The organism is Paenibacillus sp. RC67, assembly GCF_030020805.1.
GTDB lineage: Bacteria > Bacillota > Bacilli > Paenibacillales > NBRC-103111 > Paenibacillus_S.
Window position 1 is genome coordinate 4,585,440 of record NZ_CP125098.1, and the last position, 18,517, is coordinate 4,603,956.

19 protein-coding genes are annotated in these 18,517 nt (G+C 46.6%); 5 read left to right on the forward strand and 14 right to left on the reverse strand.

The window, feature by feature from the left end:
- Window positions 1–39 precede the first annotated feature (39 nt).
- The 4 genes from lysA to QMA13_RS21005 form a co-directional block, all read right to left on the reverse strand.
- Window positions 40–1,371, reverse strand: coding sequence for a diaminopimelate decarboxylase (gene lysA / locus QMA13_RS20990; protein WP_282935688.1), 1,332 nt, complete (start codon window positions 1,369–1,371; stop codon window positions 40–42).
- Window positions 1,372–1,487: 116 nt separating this feature from the next.
- On the reverse strand, window positions 1,488–3,200 hold the full coding sequence (locus QMA13_RS20995; protein ID WP_282935690.1) for a spore germination protein: 1,713 nt from the start codon (window positions 3,198–3,200) through the stop codon (window positions 1,488–1,490).
- A 28-nt stretch (window positions 3,201–3,228) separates the two neighbouring features.
- Window positions 3,229–3,654: a stage V sporulation protein AB gene (locus QMA13_RS21000; protein ID WP_282935691.1), complete on the reverse strand. Its 426-nt coding sequence runs from the start codon at window positions 3,652–3,654 to the stop codon at window positions 3,229–3,231.
- The gene (locus QMA13_RS21005; RefSeq protein WP_282935692.1) at window positions 3,651–4,283 is read right to left on the reverse strand and encodes a stage V sporulation protein AA; all 633 of its coding nucleotides are present in this window, start codon (window positions 4,281–4,283) and stop codon (window positions 3,651–3,653) included. Before QMA13_RS21005 ends, QMA13_RS21000 begins: the two co-directional genes overlap by 4 nt.
- 167 nt (window positions 4,284–4,450) lie before the next feature.
- Between QMA13_RS21005 and QMA13_RS21010 the strand changes: the two genes are divergently transcribed.
- Window positions 4,451–4,660: a DUF378 domain-containing protein gene (locus QMA13_RS21010; RefSeq protein ID WP_282935693.1), complete on the forward strand. Its 210-nt coding sequence runs from the start codon at window positions 4,451–4,453 to the stop codon at window positions 4,658–4,660.
- A 98-nt stretch (window positions 4,661–4,758) separates the two neighbouring features.
- Here the strand turns inward: QMA13_RS21010 and sigF are convergent, their stop codons facing one another.
- The 9 genes from sigF to QMA13_RS21055 all read right to left on the reverse strand — a co-directional run bounded on the left by sigF (window position 4,759) and on the right by QMA13_RS21055 (window position 12,771).
- Complete coding sequence (sigF, locus tag QMA13_RS21015; protein ID WP_282935694.1) at window positions 4,759–5,514, reverse strand: RNA polymerase sporulation sigma factor SigF; 756 nt, start codon at window positions 5,512–5,514, stop codon at window positions 4,759–4,761.
- A 12-nt stretch (window positions 5,515–5,526) separates the two neighbouring features.
- Window positions 5,527–5,973 carry an anti-sigma F factor gene (gene spoIIAB, locus QMA13_RS21020; RefSeq protein ID WP_282935695.1) on the reverse strand — a complete coding sequence of 149 codons (447 nt, stop codon included), beginning with the start codon at window positions 5,971–5,973 and terminating at the stop codon, window positions 5,527–5,529.
- Window positions 5,970–6,323 (reverse strand): anti-sigma F factor antagonist, encoded by a 354-nt coding sequence (gene spoIIAA / locus QMA13_RS21025; RefSeq protein ID WP_282943481.1) that lies wholly within the window; start codon window positions 6,321–6,323, stop codon window positions 5,970–5,972. The genes spoIIAB and spoIIAA overlap by 4 nt, the downstream gene beginning before the upstream one ends.
- 153 nt (window positions 6,324–6,476) lie before the next feature.
- Window positions 6,477–7,658 carry a D-alanyl-D-alanine carboxypeptidase family protein gene (locus QMA13_RS21030; RefSeq protein WP_282935696.1) on the reverse strand — a complete coding sequence of 394 codons (1,182 nt, stop codon included), beginning with the start codon at window positions 7,656–7,658 and terminating at the stop codon, window positions 6,477–6,479.
- Window positions 7,659–7,798: 140 nt separating this feature from the next.
- A complete protein-coding gene (locus QMA13_RS21035) occupies window positions 7,799–9,130 on the reverse strand; it encodes a pyrimidine-nucleoside phosphorylase (protein ID WP_282935697.1) in 1,332 nt (443 codons plus the stop codon).
- Between the two features lie 107 nt (window positions 9,131–9,237).
- A complete protein-coding gene (locus QMA13_RS21040) occupies window positions 9,238–9,615 on the reverse strand; it encodes a cupredoxin domain-containing protein (RefSeq protein WP_282935698.1) in 378 nt (125 codons plus the stop codon).
- 218 nt (window positions 9,616–9,833) lie between these two features.
- Complete coding sequence (locus tag QMA13_RS21045) at window positions 9,834–10,235, reverse strand: flagellar protein (RefSeq protein WP_282935699.1); 402 nt, start codon at window positions 10,233–10,235, stop codon at window positions 9,834–9,836.
- Between the two features lie 356 nt (window positions 10,236–10,591).
- Window positions 10,592–12,091 carry a sensor histidine kinase gene (locus QMA13_RS21050; protein ID WP_282935700.1) on the reverse strand — a complete coding sequence of 500 codons (1,500 nt, stop codon included), beginning with the start codon at window positions 12,089–12,091 and terminating at the stop codon, window positions 10,592–10,594.
- Entirely contained in the window at window positions 12,088–12,771 is a 684-nt protein-coding gene (locus QMA13_RS21055) for a response regulator transcription factor (RefSeq protein ID WP_282935701.1), read from the reverse strand. The genes QMA13_RS21050 and QMA13_RS21055 overlap by 4 nt, the downstream gene beginning before the upstream one ends.
- Before the next feature lie 262 nt (window positions 12,772–13,033).
- On the opposite strand from QMA13_RS21055, the gene QMA13_RS21060 reads away from it, so the two are divergent.
- The 4 genes from QMA13_RS21060 to galU are packed head-to-tail and all read left to right on the forward strand — an operon-like array spanning window position 13,034 to window position 17,557.
- Window positions 13,034–15,220 (forward strand): ArnT family glycosyltransferase, encoded by a 2,187-nt coding sequence (locus QMA13_RS21060; RefSeq protein ID WP_282935702.1) that lies wholly within the window; start codon window positions 13,034–13,036, stop codon window positions 15,218–15,220.
- A gap of 33 nt (window positions 15,221–15,253) precedes the next feature.
- Window positions 15,254–16,237, forward strand: a complete 984-nt coding sequence (locus QMA13_RS21065; protein ID WP_282935703.1) for a glycosyltransferase family 2 protein — start codon at window positions 15,254–15,256, stop codon at window positions 16,235–16,237.
- Window positions 16,230–16,637, forward strand: coding sequence for a GtrA family protein (locus QMA13_RS21070; protein WP_282935704.1), 408 nt, complete (start codon window positions 16,230–16,232; stop codon window positions 16,635–16,637). The genes QMA13_RS21065 and QMA13_RS21070 overlap by 8 nt, the downstream gene beginning before the upstream one ends.
- The gene (galU, locus tag QMA13_RS21075) at window positions 16,634–17,557 is read left to right on the forward strand and encodes a UTP--glucose-1-phosphate uridylyltransferase GalU (RefSeq protein ID WP_282935705.1); all 924 of its coding nucleotides are present in this window, start codon (window positions 16,634–16,636) and stop codon (window positions 17,555–17,557) included. The genes QMA13_RS21070 and galU overlap by 4 nt, the downstream gene beginning before the upstream one ends.
- A gap of 125 nt (window positions 17,558–17,682) precedes the next feature.
- Here galU and QMA13_RS21080 read toward each other — a convergent pair whose 3' ends face one another.
- Window positions 17,683–18,510: a purine-nucleoside phosphorylase gene (locus QMA13_RS21080; protein WP_282935706.1), complete on the reverse strand. Its 828-nt coding sequence runs from the start codon at window positions 18,508–18,510 to the stop codon at window positions 17,683–17,685.
- Window positions 18,511–18,517 lie beyond the last annotated feature (7 nt).

Sequence of the window (18,517 nt, forward strand, 5' to 3'; positions counted from 1 at the left end):
CGAGTCTCTGGCAGTTCACCAGAGCCGGCTCTGATAAAATTACACCATTTTAGTTACTTGTTTCATGCGCGCAGGGATAACATCATTTCCGACAATATTGTCGTAGGACTCACGCTGCACAACGACATCCGCTTGCCCGTCTTTTACAAACACTACGGCTGGTCTGCGGATACGGTTATAGTTACTTGCCATAGCGTAGTTATAAGCACCTGTGCAGGAAACAGCTAAAATGTCCCCACTGTTAACCTTAGGCAGATTGACGTCCCAGATGAGCATATCGCCGCTCTCACAGCATTTGCCTGCGATGGAAACCAGTTCATCCTCAGCTTCGGTTGCTCGGTTAGCAAGCATCGCTTCGTAACGAGATTCATACAGCGCTTGGCGCGGATTATCTGTCATTCCGCCGTCCACGGCAACGTATTTGCGCACTCCAGGGATATCCTTGTAGGTACCGACTGTATAAAGAGTCGTACCCGCTTCACCAACAATACTGCGGCCCGGTTCAACCCAAATCTCCGGTGTAGGATAGTTGAATTTGCTAAAGTTGGTTTTGATCGATTGCGTAATAGCTTCAACATATTTGCTGACTGGAAGTGGAGTGTCTCCATCTACATAACGAATACCGAAGCCGCCACCCAAGTTGACGACACTGAACACAACGTCTAATTCTTCTCTGACTTTGGCCGCAAATGCAATGACTTTATCTACAGCCAGTTGGAAGCCTTCGACTTCAAAAATTTGCGAGCCTATGTGAGAATGTACTCCCAACAGCTCAATGTTCGGAAGCTGAATCGCTTCTTGTATCGCACGATATGCAGACCCGTTATCCAAATCCAGACCGAACTTGGAATCGATTTGCCCCGTTGAAATGTATTCGTGGGTATGCGCCTCAACGCCAGGCGTTAGACGGAATAATATTTTAACTTTTTGGCGTTTCTCACCGGCAATCGCGTTTAACAAATGGAGCTCTACCATGTTGTCAACGACAAAGCAGCCGATTTTGGCATCAATAGCCATTTCAATTTCATGCGGCGACTTGTTGTTGCCGTGGAAATGGATTCGTTCGGCAGGGAATCCTGCCTGAAGGGCAGTGTACAGCTCACCGTCAGAAACGACGTCAAGCGACATCCCCTCTTCTTCCACAATACGGCACATAGCCATCACGCAAAATGCTTTGCTCGCATAAGCAACCTGGAATTTCAAGCCGGAAGCACGGAAAGCTTCTACGTATTCGCCGCATCTTTGGCGTATCAAATCTTCATCCATAACATATAACGGCGTGCCAAAACTTTCGACGAGTTCTGCCGTATCGCAGCCGCCTATTTGGAGGTGCCCTTTATCATTAATTTTACTGGTTCCATGTAAGTACATTTCGGTTTCCCTCTTCCCCCTGAGCATTACTTCTAAGGTACCATAACCGAACGCAGGCTGACAATAAGAGAAACGATGTTATTGTTTGATAATGGGCACAGGTTAGTTCGATAACCTTACGATTTCGGCTGCCGCGTGTTATCCGTCGTTTGCGTTAAGCTCATACGATTTTTACGTGCCATAAACGGACGGCGTACGATAATTTCGTTCAGCGCCTTAAAATTGAACGGAATGAACGGCCACATATAGGGTGCGTTATAAGACCTTCTCGTTGCGAGATACACCAGAAGTAAGGTGAAGCCTGCCACCACGCCTGGCACTTTAAATATCGCCGCCAAGATTAATAGACCGAGCCTAGCCAAACGGTTTGCAAGACTGAGCTCATAGCTAGGAGTCGCAAACGTTCCTACCGCAGCGATAGCTAAGTATAAAATAACTTCATTGACGAACAGACCGCTCTTAACCGCAACGTCACCCACCAAAATAGCAGCAACCAAACCCATCGCAGTTGCTAATGGCGAAGGGGTATGTACGGCGGCCATCCTCATCAAATCAATCCCTAGCTCAGCTATTAGAAACTGTGCCAGCAAAGGGAGTCTGCCCGATTTTTGAGGACCCAAAAACTCTAATCCAGCTGGCTTAAGCTCAGGAGAAGTAACGAGCAGGAACCAAAGCGGTAGCAAAAAGATGGAAGCTGCAATCCCGATAAACCTAACCCATCGCAAGTAAGTTCCCACGGTTGGGGTTTGTCTGTATTCTTCCGCATGCTGGACGTGATGAAAAAACGTTGTCGGCAATATAATAACGCTTGGTGACGTATCGACGAATATAGCGACATGTCCTTCAAGCAAATGGACGGAGACGATATCCGGTCTCTCGGAGTAACGAACCATCGGGTAAGGATTCCAGCTCTTTCCGACTATTGCTTCCTCAAGCTGCTTCTCGGCCAAAGGCAGTCCATCTACTTCCACCTTTTGAATTTTATCGCGCACCGATTCCACCAGGGCCGGGTCACATATATCATCGATATAAGCTAAACAAATATCGGTATGAGTCCTTCTCCCTGCTCTTAGCATTTCCAGCTTCAGCTTCGGATCGCGTATACGGCGTCTGACTAACGTGACGTTAGTGAGCAATGTCTCGACGAATCCGTCTCTTGCTCCTCGCACTACCCGTTCTAAATCAGGTTCTTCTGTGGACCTGACAGGGAAAGTTTTAGCATCCACAATAATCGCCGTGGTAGAGCCCTCAAAGAAAAATCCGCTAGCACCCATAGATACGTTATCAATCACTTCACTTAGCTTATTGCTTTCTTTCACCTGAATATGTGGAATAATCGCATCCATAAACAGTTGAACCGCGTCTTGTCCTTTGCCTCCTGTAACCTGATGAGAAACCGGGGATTCCGTAATCTTGCCTTCCAGTGTCCGGTTTGAAATTTCCGCAGCTGACATACGGTCGAGTATCATCGTAAGAACCGTATCCTTAGCGAATCCGTTGTAATAAAAAATCCCCGTCTTGTAACCTCCGAACACCATTTCTCTGAACACGACGTCAAAGCTTTGATTCAAGCCGACTTCTTTCTCCAGAAGCTTTACAAGCTGCTTGAAATCATCCGGAATACGTTCTTCCTTGGGTTGATTGTCGTTGGACTGAGCCAACTCTCCCGATGACCTGTTTTCCTCTTGCTTCGCCTTCTCTTCAAACTCCGGAGGCATCCAGTCGTAAGACGAAATAATATTGCCCTCTCGGTCAATTTCAAGCTTCGCTTCTTCGCCCGCCTCTTCGCGGCTGGATAGTTGTTTGGGTCTTATTGGAATTTTTTTCATGATGCGCCATCTCCCTCCTACATCTGTACTAACCTAGAAAATTCAACCAATCCAGCAAGGAACCTAACACCTTCCCGAATATCATGGCCATTAGAAGCCAGATCATATAAGAACCCATTCCAATTCTTTTGGTCAAAATAGGCAGCACATTCACTACCTCCGTGAGCGCCCCTGCCAGCATTCCTACAAAACCTCCTGCGAACAACCCAAATAAGCCTGCAGCCATCGGAAAGAAGGAATACGACCAATTAAAAAAATCGGATAATGTAAAAAACAAGGAGCCTGCTATTACGGACATTTCATACCAGCGGATCAAATGATAGGTCCGGGATATTTGTGCCAGCCTGGGGATGACGTCAAGAACGACGAGAAAAGCAACCATCCCGCTGCCTACCGCGATACCGCCCGCCAAACCGATAAATATTTGAAGCGGTATCGTCCACCATCCGGTCATTGCCGATCCCTCGTTTCATGGATTTTGGCGTACTCCTCCGTCACTACGTAAGTGTTGACATTTTCTTGATACAAAAACATTTCAACCTCGAGAGGACTCGGCTCCTCGTTGAACTTCTTTTTGAAAAGGTGATTAAAAAAGACAATCATTCCGACTCCTATCCCAATTGAATAAGGGATTTGCAAAATCAATGGATGCTGAACCCACTTACCGGTAAGCAGCTGGTAAATTCTCTGATGCACTTCAGCCATGCTGACATCGGCATGAAAGTTCATTATGGCCAGCCCTGAGCCGATAAACAAAAGAAACCAGACCAAGATAATCTGGATGATGTTAGGCGGCTTGCGTGATTCATAGATATCGACTAAACAATGCGGCTCACCGAAATGCTCAATTTGAAAAAATGGATACAGCTTTTTCACATGTTTAACGATAAGCATCATATCGATTAATATTTTATTGCCCTCATTTTCCTTAGGCTGATGAAGCAATAAGTTCTTCAACGGTTCTTCGTAATCCGTATCGACCAACAATTGTGCTATCCTGCCAAGGTAGATCGCCTCACCCCGGCGTACGCAAACCCGTTTGCGCAATCGGATATACAAGGTTGGATTGGAAGCAGCGTTCATCCCATTCACTCCCTTGTGCATTTATCCCATAGTATGAATAATTAACGGCACTCATAGTCATTTGCTCCCTTGCCAAAAATTCACTTGAAGGCTTGCATAAATTTTTGCTATTTATGAAAGATTAAAGATATGACACAGACTCTCATTTCCAAGAAAGGGTGTTTCAAATGGGTAAAGTAGCTTTAACGCTAGTTATCATCGGAGCTTTGAACTGGCTGCTTGTGGGTCTATTCCAATGGGACCTTGTGACGGCTATATTCGGTGGAGATATCCATCGTACTTCTTCAGGTATCAGCCGCATTGTATATACACTTGTCGGCTTGTCCGGACTATACTGCCTGAAATATTTGTTTATGGATGAATCCAGAGCACGTTAACAAGAGAATACCTAACAAAAACCGGATGACTTGTGCGTGTTCATATCCACAAGTAGTCCGGTTTTTGTATTCTGCCGCAGACAAAAAGACCAAACAGCCTATTGGGCTATTTGGTCTTTGATCGACTGCAATATTTTTTTCTCAAGTCGGGAGACTTGAACCTGGGATATTCCCAAGCGGCTCGCAACCTCGGACTGCGTCTGATCCCTGAAATAACGAAGGTAAACAATCAGTCGCTCCCGTTCCGATAAGCTCCCGATCGCTTCGTTTAGCGCCAGCTTCTCGAACCACTTATCCTGGGCATCATCCGCTATTTGATCCATTAGTGTAATCGGATCGCCGTCATTCTCAAATACCGTCTCGTGAATGGAAGACAATGGCTTATTCGCTTCCTGCGCAAAGACAACATCTTCAGGAGAAATCTGCAGCTCGTTAGCCACCTCGGTAATAGTTGGCAGACGACCATTGCGCTTGGACAATTCATCCTTCGTTTTGCGAATTTTATTCGCCAGCTCCTTCAAGGAACGGCTCACCTTCAGAGTCCCGTCATCCCGAAGAAAACGCTGTATCTCACCAATAATCATAGGGACTGCATATGTAGAAAATTTGACATCGTAGGATAAATCGAATTTGTCGACCGACTTTAACAATCCGATGCAGCCAATTTGAAACAGATCCTCGGCTTCATACCCGCGGTTCAAAAAGCGCTGCACAACGGACCAAACCAAACGGATATTGCAGTTCACCAGGGTTTCTCTGGCGAGCGCGTCTCCGGATTGACTCAAAGCAATTAACCTTTTGACTTCGGCATCATCCAAATAGCTGTGGGAGGCATGTTTCAAATCGACATCCATAAGATCAGACCCCTAATTGAATAAAGCTTTTTTAGATTCAATTCGCTTTTTCATTTTAATTTTTGTTCCGATCCCGACTTCGGTAGTCACTTCGATCTCATCCATGAAATTTTCCATAATCGTAAAGCCCATTCCCGAACGTTCCAGCTCAGGCTTGGAGGTAAACAACGGCTGTTTGGCCAATTCCAAATCTTCGATACCGGCCCCTTGATCCTCAACGGTCAAGTAGACCGTGTCATCTTCCATCTCGGCATGAATCGTGACGATCCCGTCCGGCCGATTGTTGTAGCCATGAATAATGGCGTTCGTTACCGCTTCGGAAACGACGGTCTTCAGATCTGTCAACTCATCCAATGTTGGGTCAAGCTGCGATACGAAGGAAGCGACGGTAACGCGGGCGAAAGATTCATTCTCAGAGCGGCTAGCAAACTGCAGTGTCATAAAATTTCGTTCACTCATGATACGACCTCCAAACTGGTAAGAGCTTGTCTTTCGGTATCCTGAATAGACAAAATTTTAAATAAACCGGACATTTCAAACAAACGGTATACGGACGGATTAACGTCACAAACCACCATTTTGCCGCCCTTGGCCGTAACTTGTTTATAGCGGCCAAGAATGACCCCGAGCCCCGAGCTGTCCATGAAGGATAAATCCTTCAAGCTGAGTACGATATGGCTCGTGTTGCCTTTCAGCAGAGCTTCCTCCATCCGCGTTTTTACGGAATCCGCGGTATGATGGTCCAACTCGCCCTTTAGCCTGACGATCAGAGTTTTGCGGTTATGCTCCAGTTCAATATGCAGACTCAAGCTGCTCACTCCTTCCCTTTCTTGCACACTCATTTCTACATTGGATTTGCCTTTTCCTGCCCTCCGACAAAACTAGAAGAAATGCGCTAGAAATAGAAGAAATGTGACATTTTGCGCTTGAGCCGCACACTTAGGAACGGGGCATATCGCCCTTTAATCGATAAAGAACAAACGTTTAGCCGAACGCTTCGTCAGAACCCACAGTCCGGCTTTTTTTACATCTACCGGGGAAGTTAGCTGGAATTCGGATAACACTTGATCGCCCTTGTATACAACAATTTTACCGACCTGTTGGCCCATCGCAATCGGAGCCTTCAAGTCTTGATTCAGCTGTACTTCATGACGAATGCCTTCGGCAGCCTCGCCTTTTTTCAGCAGCAGGCTGTACCGCTGCGTTGCGGTCAATGGCACCAACGGCTGTTCGCCTTTGCTTACTTTCACCTGTCCCAAGGCATCCCCTTTGTTGACGATAGGCATGTTTGTATATTGAGAGAAGGCGTAATCAAACAAGCTGGATACTTCCGCATTTCGGGTTTTAGTGTTCGGTTCGCCCATCACGACGCTGATGACACGCAGGTTGTCTCTTTTGGCTGTCGCTGACAAGCAAAATTTGGCTTCACCCGTATATCCGGTCTTCAAACCATCTGCGCCGCTGTAAAAACGAACCAATTTGTTCGTATTGACGAGCCAGAATGGCTTCGGCGTTTCTTTGCGCAAATAATCTTGATATGCTCCTGTAAACTGAGTAATTTCTTCATGCTTCAATAGCTCTCGCGACATGATAGCAATATCTTGAGCAGAGGAATAATGATTGTCCGCAGGGAGACCGTTACAGTTCGCGAAATGAGTGTTCTTCATTCCCAGCTGCTGCGCACGGTCGTTCATCATTTGCACAAAGGCTTGCTCTGAACCTCCGAGCTTCTCCGCCATTGCGACAGAGGCATCATTGCCGGATGCCATAGCGATCCCCTTAAGCATATCCTGCACGGTCATTTCTTCTCCCGGCTCGAGAAAAATTTGTGATCCGCCCATGGACGCCGCGTATTCGCTAGTACGGACCTTATCGTCCATCTTGAGCTTTCCGTGATCAATGGCTTCCATAATAAGCAGCATCGTCATGATTTTGGTAATACTGGCAGGGGGTAATTTCGCATCTTTGTTTTTCTCGAAAATGACCGTCCCTGTATCTGCATCAATAGTGACTGCCGACATTGCATTCGGTGCCAAATCAACAGCTTGGTTCGGAGCCTTTTTCTCCTCCGCAAACGCCGCAGGCCAAGCTAATGACGCTAGCAGCGAGATAGAAACGAACAGTTTAAGTACCTTGTTGAGCATACCTTTCTACCCCTCCAAAAAAAGTTATATTCCTGCTAATCAGTGTTGACTAGTTTGGCTTTAAATATTCCAATCCGTGGAAAAAGAAAAAGCCGGGACACTATCGTCCCGACTGTAGATGTAAAATCGTATAATTGCATTTAAAGCATCTGCACGCCAAGCTTTGAAACTACGGCGTAAATAAGCGGGAGCCTCGAGACCTCGCCTTGACTAATTGTGAACGAAGAAAGGGTCCGACCGATCATCTCGCCAGTAAATCCCTCATCATTCTTATTCATATGCAAGACCGCAAGGGGCTCACCAGACACAACGCGATCTCCCACTTTTTTGCACAGCACCATACCCACTGCAAGATCAATCTTATCGTCTTTGGTCGCTCTTCCCGCTCCCAATAGCATTGCCGTGACACCCAATTCCTCCGCGTCGATATGGGACACCGTACCGTCCTCTTCAGCAAGAACCTCGATTTGATATGCTGCTGCCGGGACCCGTGAAGGGTCGTCTGCAGCGCTGCTATCGCCGCCTTGAGCATCAATGAGCTCTTTTAGCTTATGTATACCAGTTCCGTCATGAATCAGCCGATCTATCAGCGCTCTGGCTTCGTCATACGAGGAAGCCTTGCCTCCTAATTGAATCATATGCGCACCCAAAACAAGACAAAGCTCAGTCAAGTCATCTGGACCCTCGCCCTTCAGTGTATCAATGGCTTCTCGCACTTCTAGTGCGTTGCCGATAGCTAGACCTAAAGGTTCATCCATATTCGTAATGACGGCTATAGTTTCTCTTCCTACTTGTTCGCCGATTTCTACCATGGCTTTGGCTAACTCGATGGAGCTATCGAGTGTTTTCATGAAAGCCCCGCTTCCAGTCTTGACGTCTAGGACGATGGCATCTGCGCCAGAGGCAATTTTTTTACTCATGATAGAACTCGCGATAAGAGGTATCGATTCCACCGTAGCGGTCACATCCCTCAAGCCGTACAATTTCTTATCTGCAGGAGTGATGTTGCCGGATTGACTGATAACCGCCACACCGATACGTTGCACCTGCTCCAAAAATTGTTCTTTGGTAAGCTCTACCTTGTAGCCAGCTATCGCTTCAAGCTTATCAATTGTACCTCCTGTGTGCCCAAGGCCCCTTCCAGACATCTTTGCAACCGGTACTCCAGCAGCTGCTACAAGAGGTCCTAGAATGAGTGTAGTCGTATCTCCTACGCCTCCTGTGCTGTGCTTGTCGACCTTAATGCCTGGAATCGGTTGCAGATCGGCCTGGTCCCCTGACGAAGCCATAGCAAGCGTCAAATCCGCTGTTTCTCTTGCCGTCATCCCTCTAAAGAAGACAGCCATCGCGAACGCCGACATTTGATAATCTGGAATTCCTCCCTCGCAGTAGCCTTGAATCAAAAACTGGATCTCTTCGGTCGACAGCTCTTCACCGTCCCGCTTCTTCTGAATGATATCTACCGTTCTCACTCGAATCACCTCACCACTGGGGATTACAACTTTTTCCACCCATTATAAGCGCCCTAAGACAAAAAGAAAAGGAAGCCGAATCATCGGCTTCCTTCTGGCTGTTCAAATTATTGAACAATCAATTTTGTTTTCATATCTGCATGTCCAGGACCGCAAGGAAGTACGCAGTGAACTTCGTATGTACCTGGTTTGTCGAATGTAACTTCAGCCGACTTCGTGTTGTTGTCGAGCTTCACATTCAAGCCTACGATTTCCATCGCATGAAGACCTTCTTTGTTCATAAGAGAAACCGTTACTTTTTCGCCAGCTTTCACTGTATATTCAGGCTTGTCGAACTGGTAGTTCGATGCCACGAATTTCAATTGGGGTCCGGCTTTTGCTTCCGACGCCATTTCGGCTTGACGTTCAGAAATATTTTGGAACAACACCCCTGCACCTAAAAGACAGGCTACGATAAACAAAGTAAACATGATCCACTTTTGCATTTGGAAATATCCCCCTTACAGTTTTACCATCAGACGTATAGCCTTATTGTACATAATGAAACGCGGTTTACCTATTCCTTTTCGAGGGAATCCGGTGAAAAATTTGTGACAATTTATCACAATTCGTTTCTTCAGATATTCTAACACAACTTTTTACAAAAACAAAAAGCCCCTCCACAACCTTTGGAGACGAGCCAATTGCAACCCATTCTATTTTATCAACGACCTCGATTGATGCTGTAATAGCCTGTACCTTTCGAAGCCTTTTTGGCTTCTTTAGCCTGAAGCTCTCGAATATCGCGAGACAATCTGCTGCTGCAAGGAAAGCATAAGTGATGCTGACGGATCGGAGATCCACAGCTGTTGCAGGAATAAGTCAAATATGGAAAATCCGCTACGGATAAACGATTATCTTTAATCCATTGGGTCAGGAGATGCTTGCTGACTCCTGTCGCGTTTCTCAATTGTTCCGTCGTAGCTTTACGGTTATGGAGCATGAATCGGTAACACGCCTCGAATTCTTTATCCATGGTATGGATACAGTCCATACACATATTACGCAGGTTTCTTTGAAATACTTTGCCGCATCCCGGACAATTGGCCACCGCCAAAATACTCATCGCCACCACTTCCCAACCTAGTATGTAAGTACTTTGTGCCTAGATTATAGCATGAAAGAACTACCGATAATAGGTCTAATTTCACAACCGTGGAACATCCCTTCAGCGCCTTAGTTCTATGTATATGCGAGACAGAAGCTTGTCATACTATAAATTGTCTTACCAGATTTCATTGGCTCGGAGGTGACGAGAATGTCGGACAAACAACAAGGCCATGCTAACCAAAATACAACAACCCGTACGAGCGACAAAGGCTCTAAAAAATCGAATAAACGCTAATTGATCTTTTGGGTATGAGAAAAAAGACTGCCGGCCTACAGTTCTGCTTTTATTAGCAGCGCCGTAGGGCCAGCAGTCTATTCGTTCTTGTGTTCAACTAATCCAGCAGGCAGCTCATCAGGTATGAGCACATGAAATGCACTCCCTTTACCTTCCTCGCTTTCAACCGCTATCGTACCGCCATGAAGATCAATAATTGTCTTGGTGATGGATAAGCCCAGACCTGCTCCTCCATATTTCCGCGCACGAGAAGTATCGATGCGATAAAACCTGTCAAATAAGTTGGGTAAGTGCTCTTCGGGAATACCCGATCCGTTATCCCTTACGGTTAGTTGGACTCCTCCCGAAACGGTGGCTGTACTGACATCTATATGTCCAGCCGTTGCACTCGTATGCTGTACCGCATTATGGAATAAATTCAGTACGACCTGCTTCATTTTATCCTGATCAAAAATACATTTCGACAGAGGCTGAAGATCAAAGCTTACCTTTCGATCTCCTGCTAAAAGAAGAAGCTGTGGCTCCATGCTAAGAATAACCTCATCTAGCATTCCTGTCTGCATTTCCGCTGTTGGCGTACGATCAAGCCGTGCCAACATGAGAAGATCCTGCACCAGTTTGTTAATTCTTTCGGATTCAGAATACATGCTGGTCAACGCTTTGTGAAGCTGCTCCGGCTGATTGACAGCTCCGCGCAGCAATATTTCCAGGAAACCGTGAATAGAGGTTAACGGTGTCCTAAGTTCATGCGATGCGTCAGCAATAAATCGGCGCATCCTTTCCTTCGCTTCCTTCTCGGCTTCGAATGAGGCCTCCAGCCTCTCCAGCATCCGATTGAAAGATATCGATAGTCTGTCAATCTCCAGCTGATTTTGCCTGCTTGGCAGCCTTTCATCAAGATTGCCCGCATCAATCTTTTCTACAGTTCCAACCATCTTGGACAATGGAACCAAGGTGCGTTTTAGAACCGGTATAAAGGTTAGCAAACCAAAAATTAAAGCAATTAACGAAAGACCCATAAAGGTAACCAACTGGAGCAGCAGCACATCCTTCAATGGTGCCGTTCCCGTGTTAACCTGAGCAAGCCCGTAGATCTTACCTCGATTGACAATCGGTTGAAGAACGACCAGTTGTTCCACTCCATTGTCATCTTGAACGATTTTGTAATTGAGCTCGGGCTTCATATTCATCGCTTCCAGATACTCCTGCTGAGAGAGCTTCACCGTTGTACCGGTCTCAGGAGGATCGACAATCAGTTTATAATTGCCGTCTGTATCGACAAAAGCTACCGATGAATCCTGTGAAAAAAATAACAGCCGCATCGGTGGGTCCCTTCTTGGCCCCTGCTGTGGTTCCTTGTTCATATTTGGCCATGCTTCACGAGGAATGGACATAATCTGGCTTTGAATGCTCTCCGCCTTGTTTTTAAATACGAATTGCTGCATGAATAAGTACTGGAAAATACCGATAAGCAGCAGCAATCCGGCCAGTATTAACAGGGAGCGGGACAAAAGCTGATATCGTAAGGAACGGGGCGCGAACAGCCTGGCGAACCGTTTCAGAACGCTGCGTTTCATGGCAAATCGACCCTATACCCGGCGCCACGCAGCGTGCGAATCAGCCGGTGCTCCTTATCATTCAATTTGTCCCTGAGCGATCGGATATACACTTCGACTATATTTTCTTCCCCGCCGAAATCATAGCCCCATACCTTGTCCAAAATTTTGCTTTTACTAAGCACCAGTCCATGGTTAATAACGAGAAATGAAAGCAGCTCATACTCTGTCGGTGATAGCTCCAAAACCCGATTGTCGTAACTGATTTCCTTGCGACGGTCATCGATTCGGAAAGGTCCTATAGCAACCTCCCCTAGTAAATTCGGAAAATGATTGCGGATTCTTGCATGGATGCGCGCGAGAAGTTCTTCAAAGCTGAATGGCTTCGACATATAGTCATCCGCACCCAACGTAAGGCCTTTGACCCGATCTTCAACCTCTTCTTTTGCCGTCAGCATGATGACTGCAATATTTTCCGTTTTTTTGAGCATTCGGCACACTTCAAAGCCGTCCATACCAGGCATCATGACATCGAGTATCGCAATATGTGGCTGGAACTGCCTTGCTGCGTTAATAGCTGCAAAGCCGTCCATCGCAGTTTCCACCTCGAAGCCTTCATTGGATAAGCCTAGCTCCAAAAATTGCAGTATATTAGGCTCGTCATCTACGAGTAATATTTTAATTCCTTTTAGTTGATTCATCCTCTAATCCCCCCGGATTCCATTGTACACCATTTTATCCTTTATGCCTTCTTATTATCCTATTTCGATCTGAAAACGATCTGAACGAAAGCTGAACGCCCGCTGAAAATAATTCGCCTTTATCTTGTCCGTAAAAGGAGCCTATCTCTCAGCAAAGATTCAGCGGACACTCACGTTCAATTAAGGTTGCAGGTACATAATGTTGCCAAGAAAGTCAATCACCTAATGACAGCCAATACAGATCGGGAGTGAATGTATTCATATGAATCAACATCGGAATCGAAGCCAGCAAATAGACTTGGCTCTTATCCTTATAACCGCATTGTCCGCTTTTCTGAATATGTTCAATATCTGGAAAGAGAATTATGTAAATTCATACTACACCGCTGCGGTACAAAGCATGCTGCAAAGCTTCCATAATTTCTTCTACGCTTCCTTCGACCCTGCAGGATACGTAACCGTCGATAAGCCCCCAGTTACCTTCTGGGTTCAAACGATTAGCGCAGCCATCTTTGGACTGCACGGGTGGAGCGTTATCCTCCCTCAAGCTTTAGCAGGCATAGGGTCGGTATTATTGATTTATTTTTTACTAAAACCGACTTTCGGGAGAGCTGCTGCTCGCATTGGCGCTTTGGTCATGGCTTGCACCCCCGTAGCTACGGCCGTCGCTAGAACGAACAATGTCGATAGCTTACTTGTATTCACTCTTCTCCTTGCTGCATGGATGCTGTTCAGGGCTGTTAGGCATCAGCAAGCTTGGTGGATATTAGCCGCCTTTGCCGTCATTGGCATCGGCTTCAATATGAAGATGATGCAGGCTTATATGGTTGTGCCCGCGTTCGGTCTCTTTTATCTGCTTGCTTTTAAAGTGAATTGGAAAAAGAAAATCAGCCTGTTGGCAGGAGCGGCCGCCGTCTTGCTGCTCGTATCCATGTCGTGGCCTGTCATTGTAGACTCCATTCCTAAGGAGGATCGTCCTTATATCGGAAGCAGCCAAACGAATTCGGTTCTTGAGCTTGCATTCGGCTATAACGGGATTCAAAGGTTGACAGGGAGAAATGGCGGAGGCGCCGGAAAGAACGATGGAGCTCCAAATAGCAATGTCTCTGATCGGCTGCAAGGGCAGCCTGGAGACCGTACAGGCACTCCACAGCCACAAGGGTCAACAGAGTCCGGCAGCAGTACTGGGATGTCACCTAACCGGTCTGACGGGAATACTGGCAATTCTCAACCATCAAAACGCACTGAAGGGGCATATAGTTCATCTCAACCACAAAGACAGCCGGATGGAGCGATGCAGTACAGAAATGATTCTCGCGGCGAAATGCCTAATCCTGGAGATGGTGGAAACGGTGGTGTTGGTGGACCAATGGGCGGTGGCGGACCTGACGGTGGCGGCATGTTTGGAACTGGCAGCCCTGGACCTCTACGCTTGTTCCAGTCCGGATTATCAGGACAAATCAGCTGGCTCATTCCTTTTACCGCATTAGGTTGTATCGGGCTACTTGCGGGTATCCGCAGAAAAACAAGCCTTACACCTCGGCACAAAGAAACGTTCTTTTGGCTGGCCTGGCTCATTCCTGGAATGATTTTCTTCAGTATCGCTGGTTTCTTTCATCAATATTATCTCACCATGCTGGCACCTCCTATTGCAGCCCTTACGGGCGCTGGCTGGGCCACCCTATGGAGCATGTATAAGCAAAGAAAGGGTTGGACTTCATGGCTGCTGCCAGCCGCAGTTCTTGCCACTACCGCAATGGAAGTCGTTATTTTATATGAGAACATCCAATCCATCCATGCTGCATGGTTGTATGTGGTCGGGGCAGCAGGCTTGATTATAACCCTAGTACTCGTTCTGATAAGACAACAAAACAAGCCGTACACCTATTACGCCGCACTGGCCAGCTTGTTTATCCTATTGGCAGCTCCATTGTACTGGACAGCTACTCCAATTATTTACGGACAAAACAGCAAGCTGCCTCAAGCAGGACCGCAAGCTTCGAGTAGCGGTCGCGGAGGAATGCAATTTGGCGGAGACGAACAAATCAATGCTGGACTGCTATCATACGTCACTAGTCATAATACGGGCGAAACCTTTTTATTCGGAACGACCAACGCAACAACAGCGGCTCCATATATCATCGAGTCCAGTAAAGCCGTGATGGCAATGGGCGGATACAGCGGTTCTGATCCTATTATGACGTTAGACAGAATGAAAAAGCTGGTTGCCGATAAACAAATCAAATATTTCTTGCTCCCCTCGACCGGAGGATTTGGCGGAGGACCTGGAGGGTCAGGCGGCAGCTCGGAAGTGCTTCAATGGATTAAGGACAACAGTGAGATTGTTCCCCAAACCGAATGGCAATCCGGGAATGCATCCATTTCCGAGAATCGAGCCTTCGGCAGAAACGATAATTTAACCCTTTATGAAATAAAAACAACTCAATAATAAATAACTATCCTTTCAAAGGAGGTTGAGAAAATGGATACACGTATTCGTTATTCCATAGTCGTTCCTGTCTATAACGAAGAAGCCGTCATCCACGAGACATACCGGCGGCTCAAAACCGTAATGAACCGTACTGGCGAAACCTACGAGCTTCTGTTCGTCAACGACGGCAGCCGAGATAATACGGCCGCTATCCTAATGGAATACAGTCAATTGGACGATACAGTCAAACTCATCGATTTCTCAAGAAATTTCGGTCATCAGATCGCTATAACGGCAGGAATGGATTACTCATCAGGAGAAGCCGTCGTCGTCATTGACGCAGACCTGCAGGACCCGCCGGAGCTGATCTTACAAATGATCTCCAAATGGAAAGAAGGCTTCGACGTCATCTACGCCAAACGAACGAAGCGTAAAGGTGAAACCTACTTCAAAAAGCTGACCGCTCGCCTCTTCTATCGGCTCCTCAGCGCATCAACCGATATCGCGATTCCCATCGATACAGGCGACTTTCGGCTGTTGGACCGCAGAGTTTGCGACGAGATGAAACGAATTCCGGAAAGTAACCGATTCGTCCGTGGGCTGGTCAGTTGGGTAGGGTTTCGGCAAACCGCGATTGAGTATGAACGGGATGAACGTCTTGCGGGCGAAACCCATTATCCGCTCAAAAAAATGCTAAAGCTAAGCTTGGATGGAATCACCTCGTTTTCCTATAAGCCACTGAAGCTGGCAAGCTATTTAGGGTTTATCCTATCCATATCCGGATTCATCTACATGCTGTATGTCTTGTATGCCAAGCTTTTTACTGACGCTGCTATCCCTGGTTGGACATCCATTACGATCATTCAGCTCTTCTTTAACGGCTTTATTCTTATCATGCTGGGGATCGTAGGTGAATACATCGGACGTATTTATGATGAAACCAAAGGTCGTCCCTTGTACATTGTGCGCAAAAGCTATGGTGTCGAGATGAAAGATGGCGATCTGAACAAGAGGACGGGATCGCGTTATGAGTAAGCCACTGCAGCGTTTAGTCCGATTCAGTATCGTTGGTGTGATGAATTCCGGAATTGATTTATCCGTATTTGCACTGCTCAGCTATTTGGGTACCCATTACTTAATCGCCCAATGTATTTCTTTCTTATGCGGCGTGTTGAACAGCTATACGTTTAACCGCTCCTGGACGTTTCAACAAAAAGGGAAAGTCGATAAACGCGAATTCACCAAATTTTTCATGCTCAATTTAGTCGTACTGCTCTTTACCTCATGGGTGCTGTCCATTTTATATACCGAGGCGAGCCTACCGCTCCTAATTTGCAAATTGGCGTCTGCTGTTTCCGGTGCATTCCTTAATTTTGCCGGCAGCCGATTGTGGGTGTTTCGATTATCGAGAGAAAAAAAGGAGGGAATTTTATGAAAATTAGAAAAGCCGTTATTCCTGCTGCAGGATTAGGGACCCGATTTCTCCCTGCTACCAAAGCACAGCCCAAAGAAATGCTTCCCATTGTAGATAAGCCTGCTATTCAATATATTGTAGAAGAAGCCGTCCAATCCGGAATTGAAAGTATCATTATAGTTACGGGGCGCAATAAGAAATCGATAGAGGATCATTTCGATAAATCATTCGAGCTGGAGCAAGCCTTGCTGGAAAAAGGGAAGCTGGACGTATTAAGCGAGGTTCAGCGCATTTCCAATATGGCAACTATACACTATATCCGGCAAAAAGAACCACTAGGATTAGGACATGCCATCTTGTGCGCCCAGCAGTTTATAGGCGACGAGCCGTTTGCTGTTCTTCTTGGCGATGACATTATGGTATCCGAAACTCCTGCACTCCAGCAAATGATTCATGTGTATGAGGCGTTCGATGCACAGGTCATCGGCGTACAACAAGTCGAAGCGGCTGAGGTCAATAAATACGGCATTATCGCTCCGTCCAGCCAGCATCATCAAGTGTATGAAGTACAGGATCTGGTCGAGAAGCCTGATCCGGGCTCTGCTCCCTCTACTATTGCCATTATGGGAAGATATATATTGAAGCCATCGATTTTCTCTTATCTCGAACGGATTGATCGAGGCGCCGGGAACGAGTTCCAGCTGACGGATGCACTTCGTGAAGCATGCAGGGAAGAACAATTGTTGGCTTTGGATTTACTAGCAAACCGCTATGATATCGGGGATAAATTAGGTTACATGAAAGCTATAGCAGAAATCGGCTTACAACGTGAAGAACTGCGCCCTCAGCTGCTTTCCTACTTGCAGCAGTTATTGAATCGCGAGTCGGAGAAGGAAGGGTTGAAATTACGGTTCCACAATGGTTCCGTAGAGGTGTATTGAAAGAGGGATGCTAGAAGGATAGAAGAGCCTGAGCTATACAGCTGCAGCTAGCTTGCCTTCATCCTCACATCATCTGGATATATGAGCTATGAAGGCAAACCTGCATACAGCTTGCTAAAGGTTAATTACAGCTTACCTACGATACCAAGAATCAATTTAAGGAATTTAGGTTTCACGCGCTCTGTCGTTTCCATGACCTCTTCATGAGACAATGGTTGATCCAAAATTCCTGCTGCCATATTGCTGATGCAGGAGAAACCCAGCACTTCAATACCCGCGTGGCGAGCAACGATGACCTCTGCAACGGTAGACATCCCTACTGCATCGGCTCCAAGAGTGCGCATCATACGGATTTCAGCAGGAGTCTCATAGGTAGGACCCAACAAACCGATATAAACTCCCTCTTGCAGTTTAATACCTTGCTCAGCAGCAACCTCTTTAGCGGTTTGACGCAATTTACGGTTGTAAGCTTCGGACATGTCCTGGAAGCGAACCCCCAGCTCATTCAGGTTAGGTCCGATGAGAGGATTACGGAAAGTGAAGTTGATATGATCTTTAATCAGCATCAAATCGCCAACTTCATAAGATGTGTTAATCCCGCCCGCAGCATTGGTTACGAGCAGCGTCTTAACACCGAGCTCTTTCATGACGCGCACAGGGAAGGATACAACCTCCACACCATACCCTTCATACAAATGAAAGCGGCCCTTCATCAGCAGAACATGCTTGCCTTGAATCGTACCGAGGAGCAGTTCCCCTGCGTGTCCTTCTACAGTGGACACAGGGAAATGTGGAATGTCTCCATAGGAAATAACCGTAGCGTTCTCAACCAAATCGGCAATAACGCCAAGACCGGAGCCAAGAATAAGTCCGATTTGCGGAGCTGAGGAATAGTTGCTTTGTATGTAGGCGGCTGCCTCTTTAATTTTGTTAATCAATGTTTTATCTTCCATCGTTGAC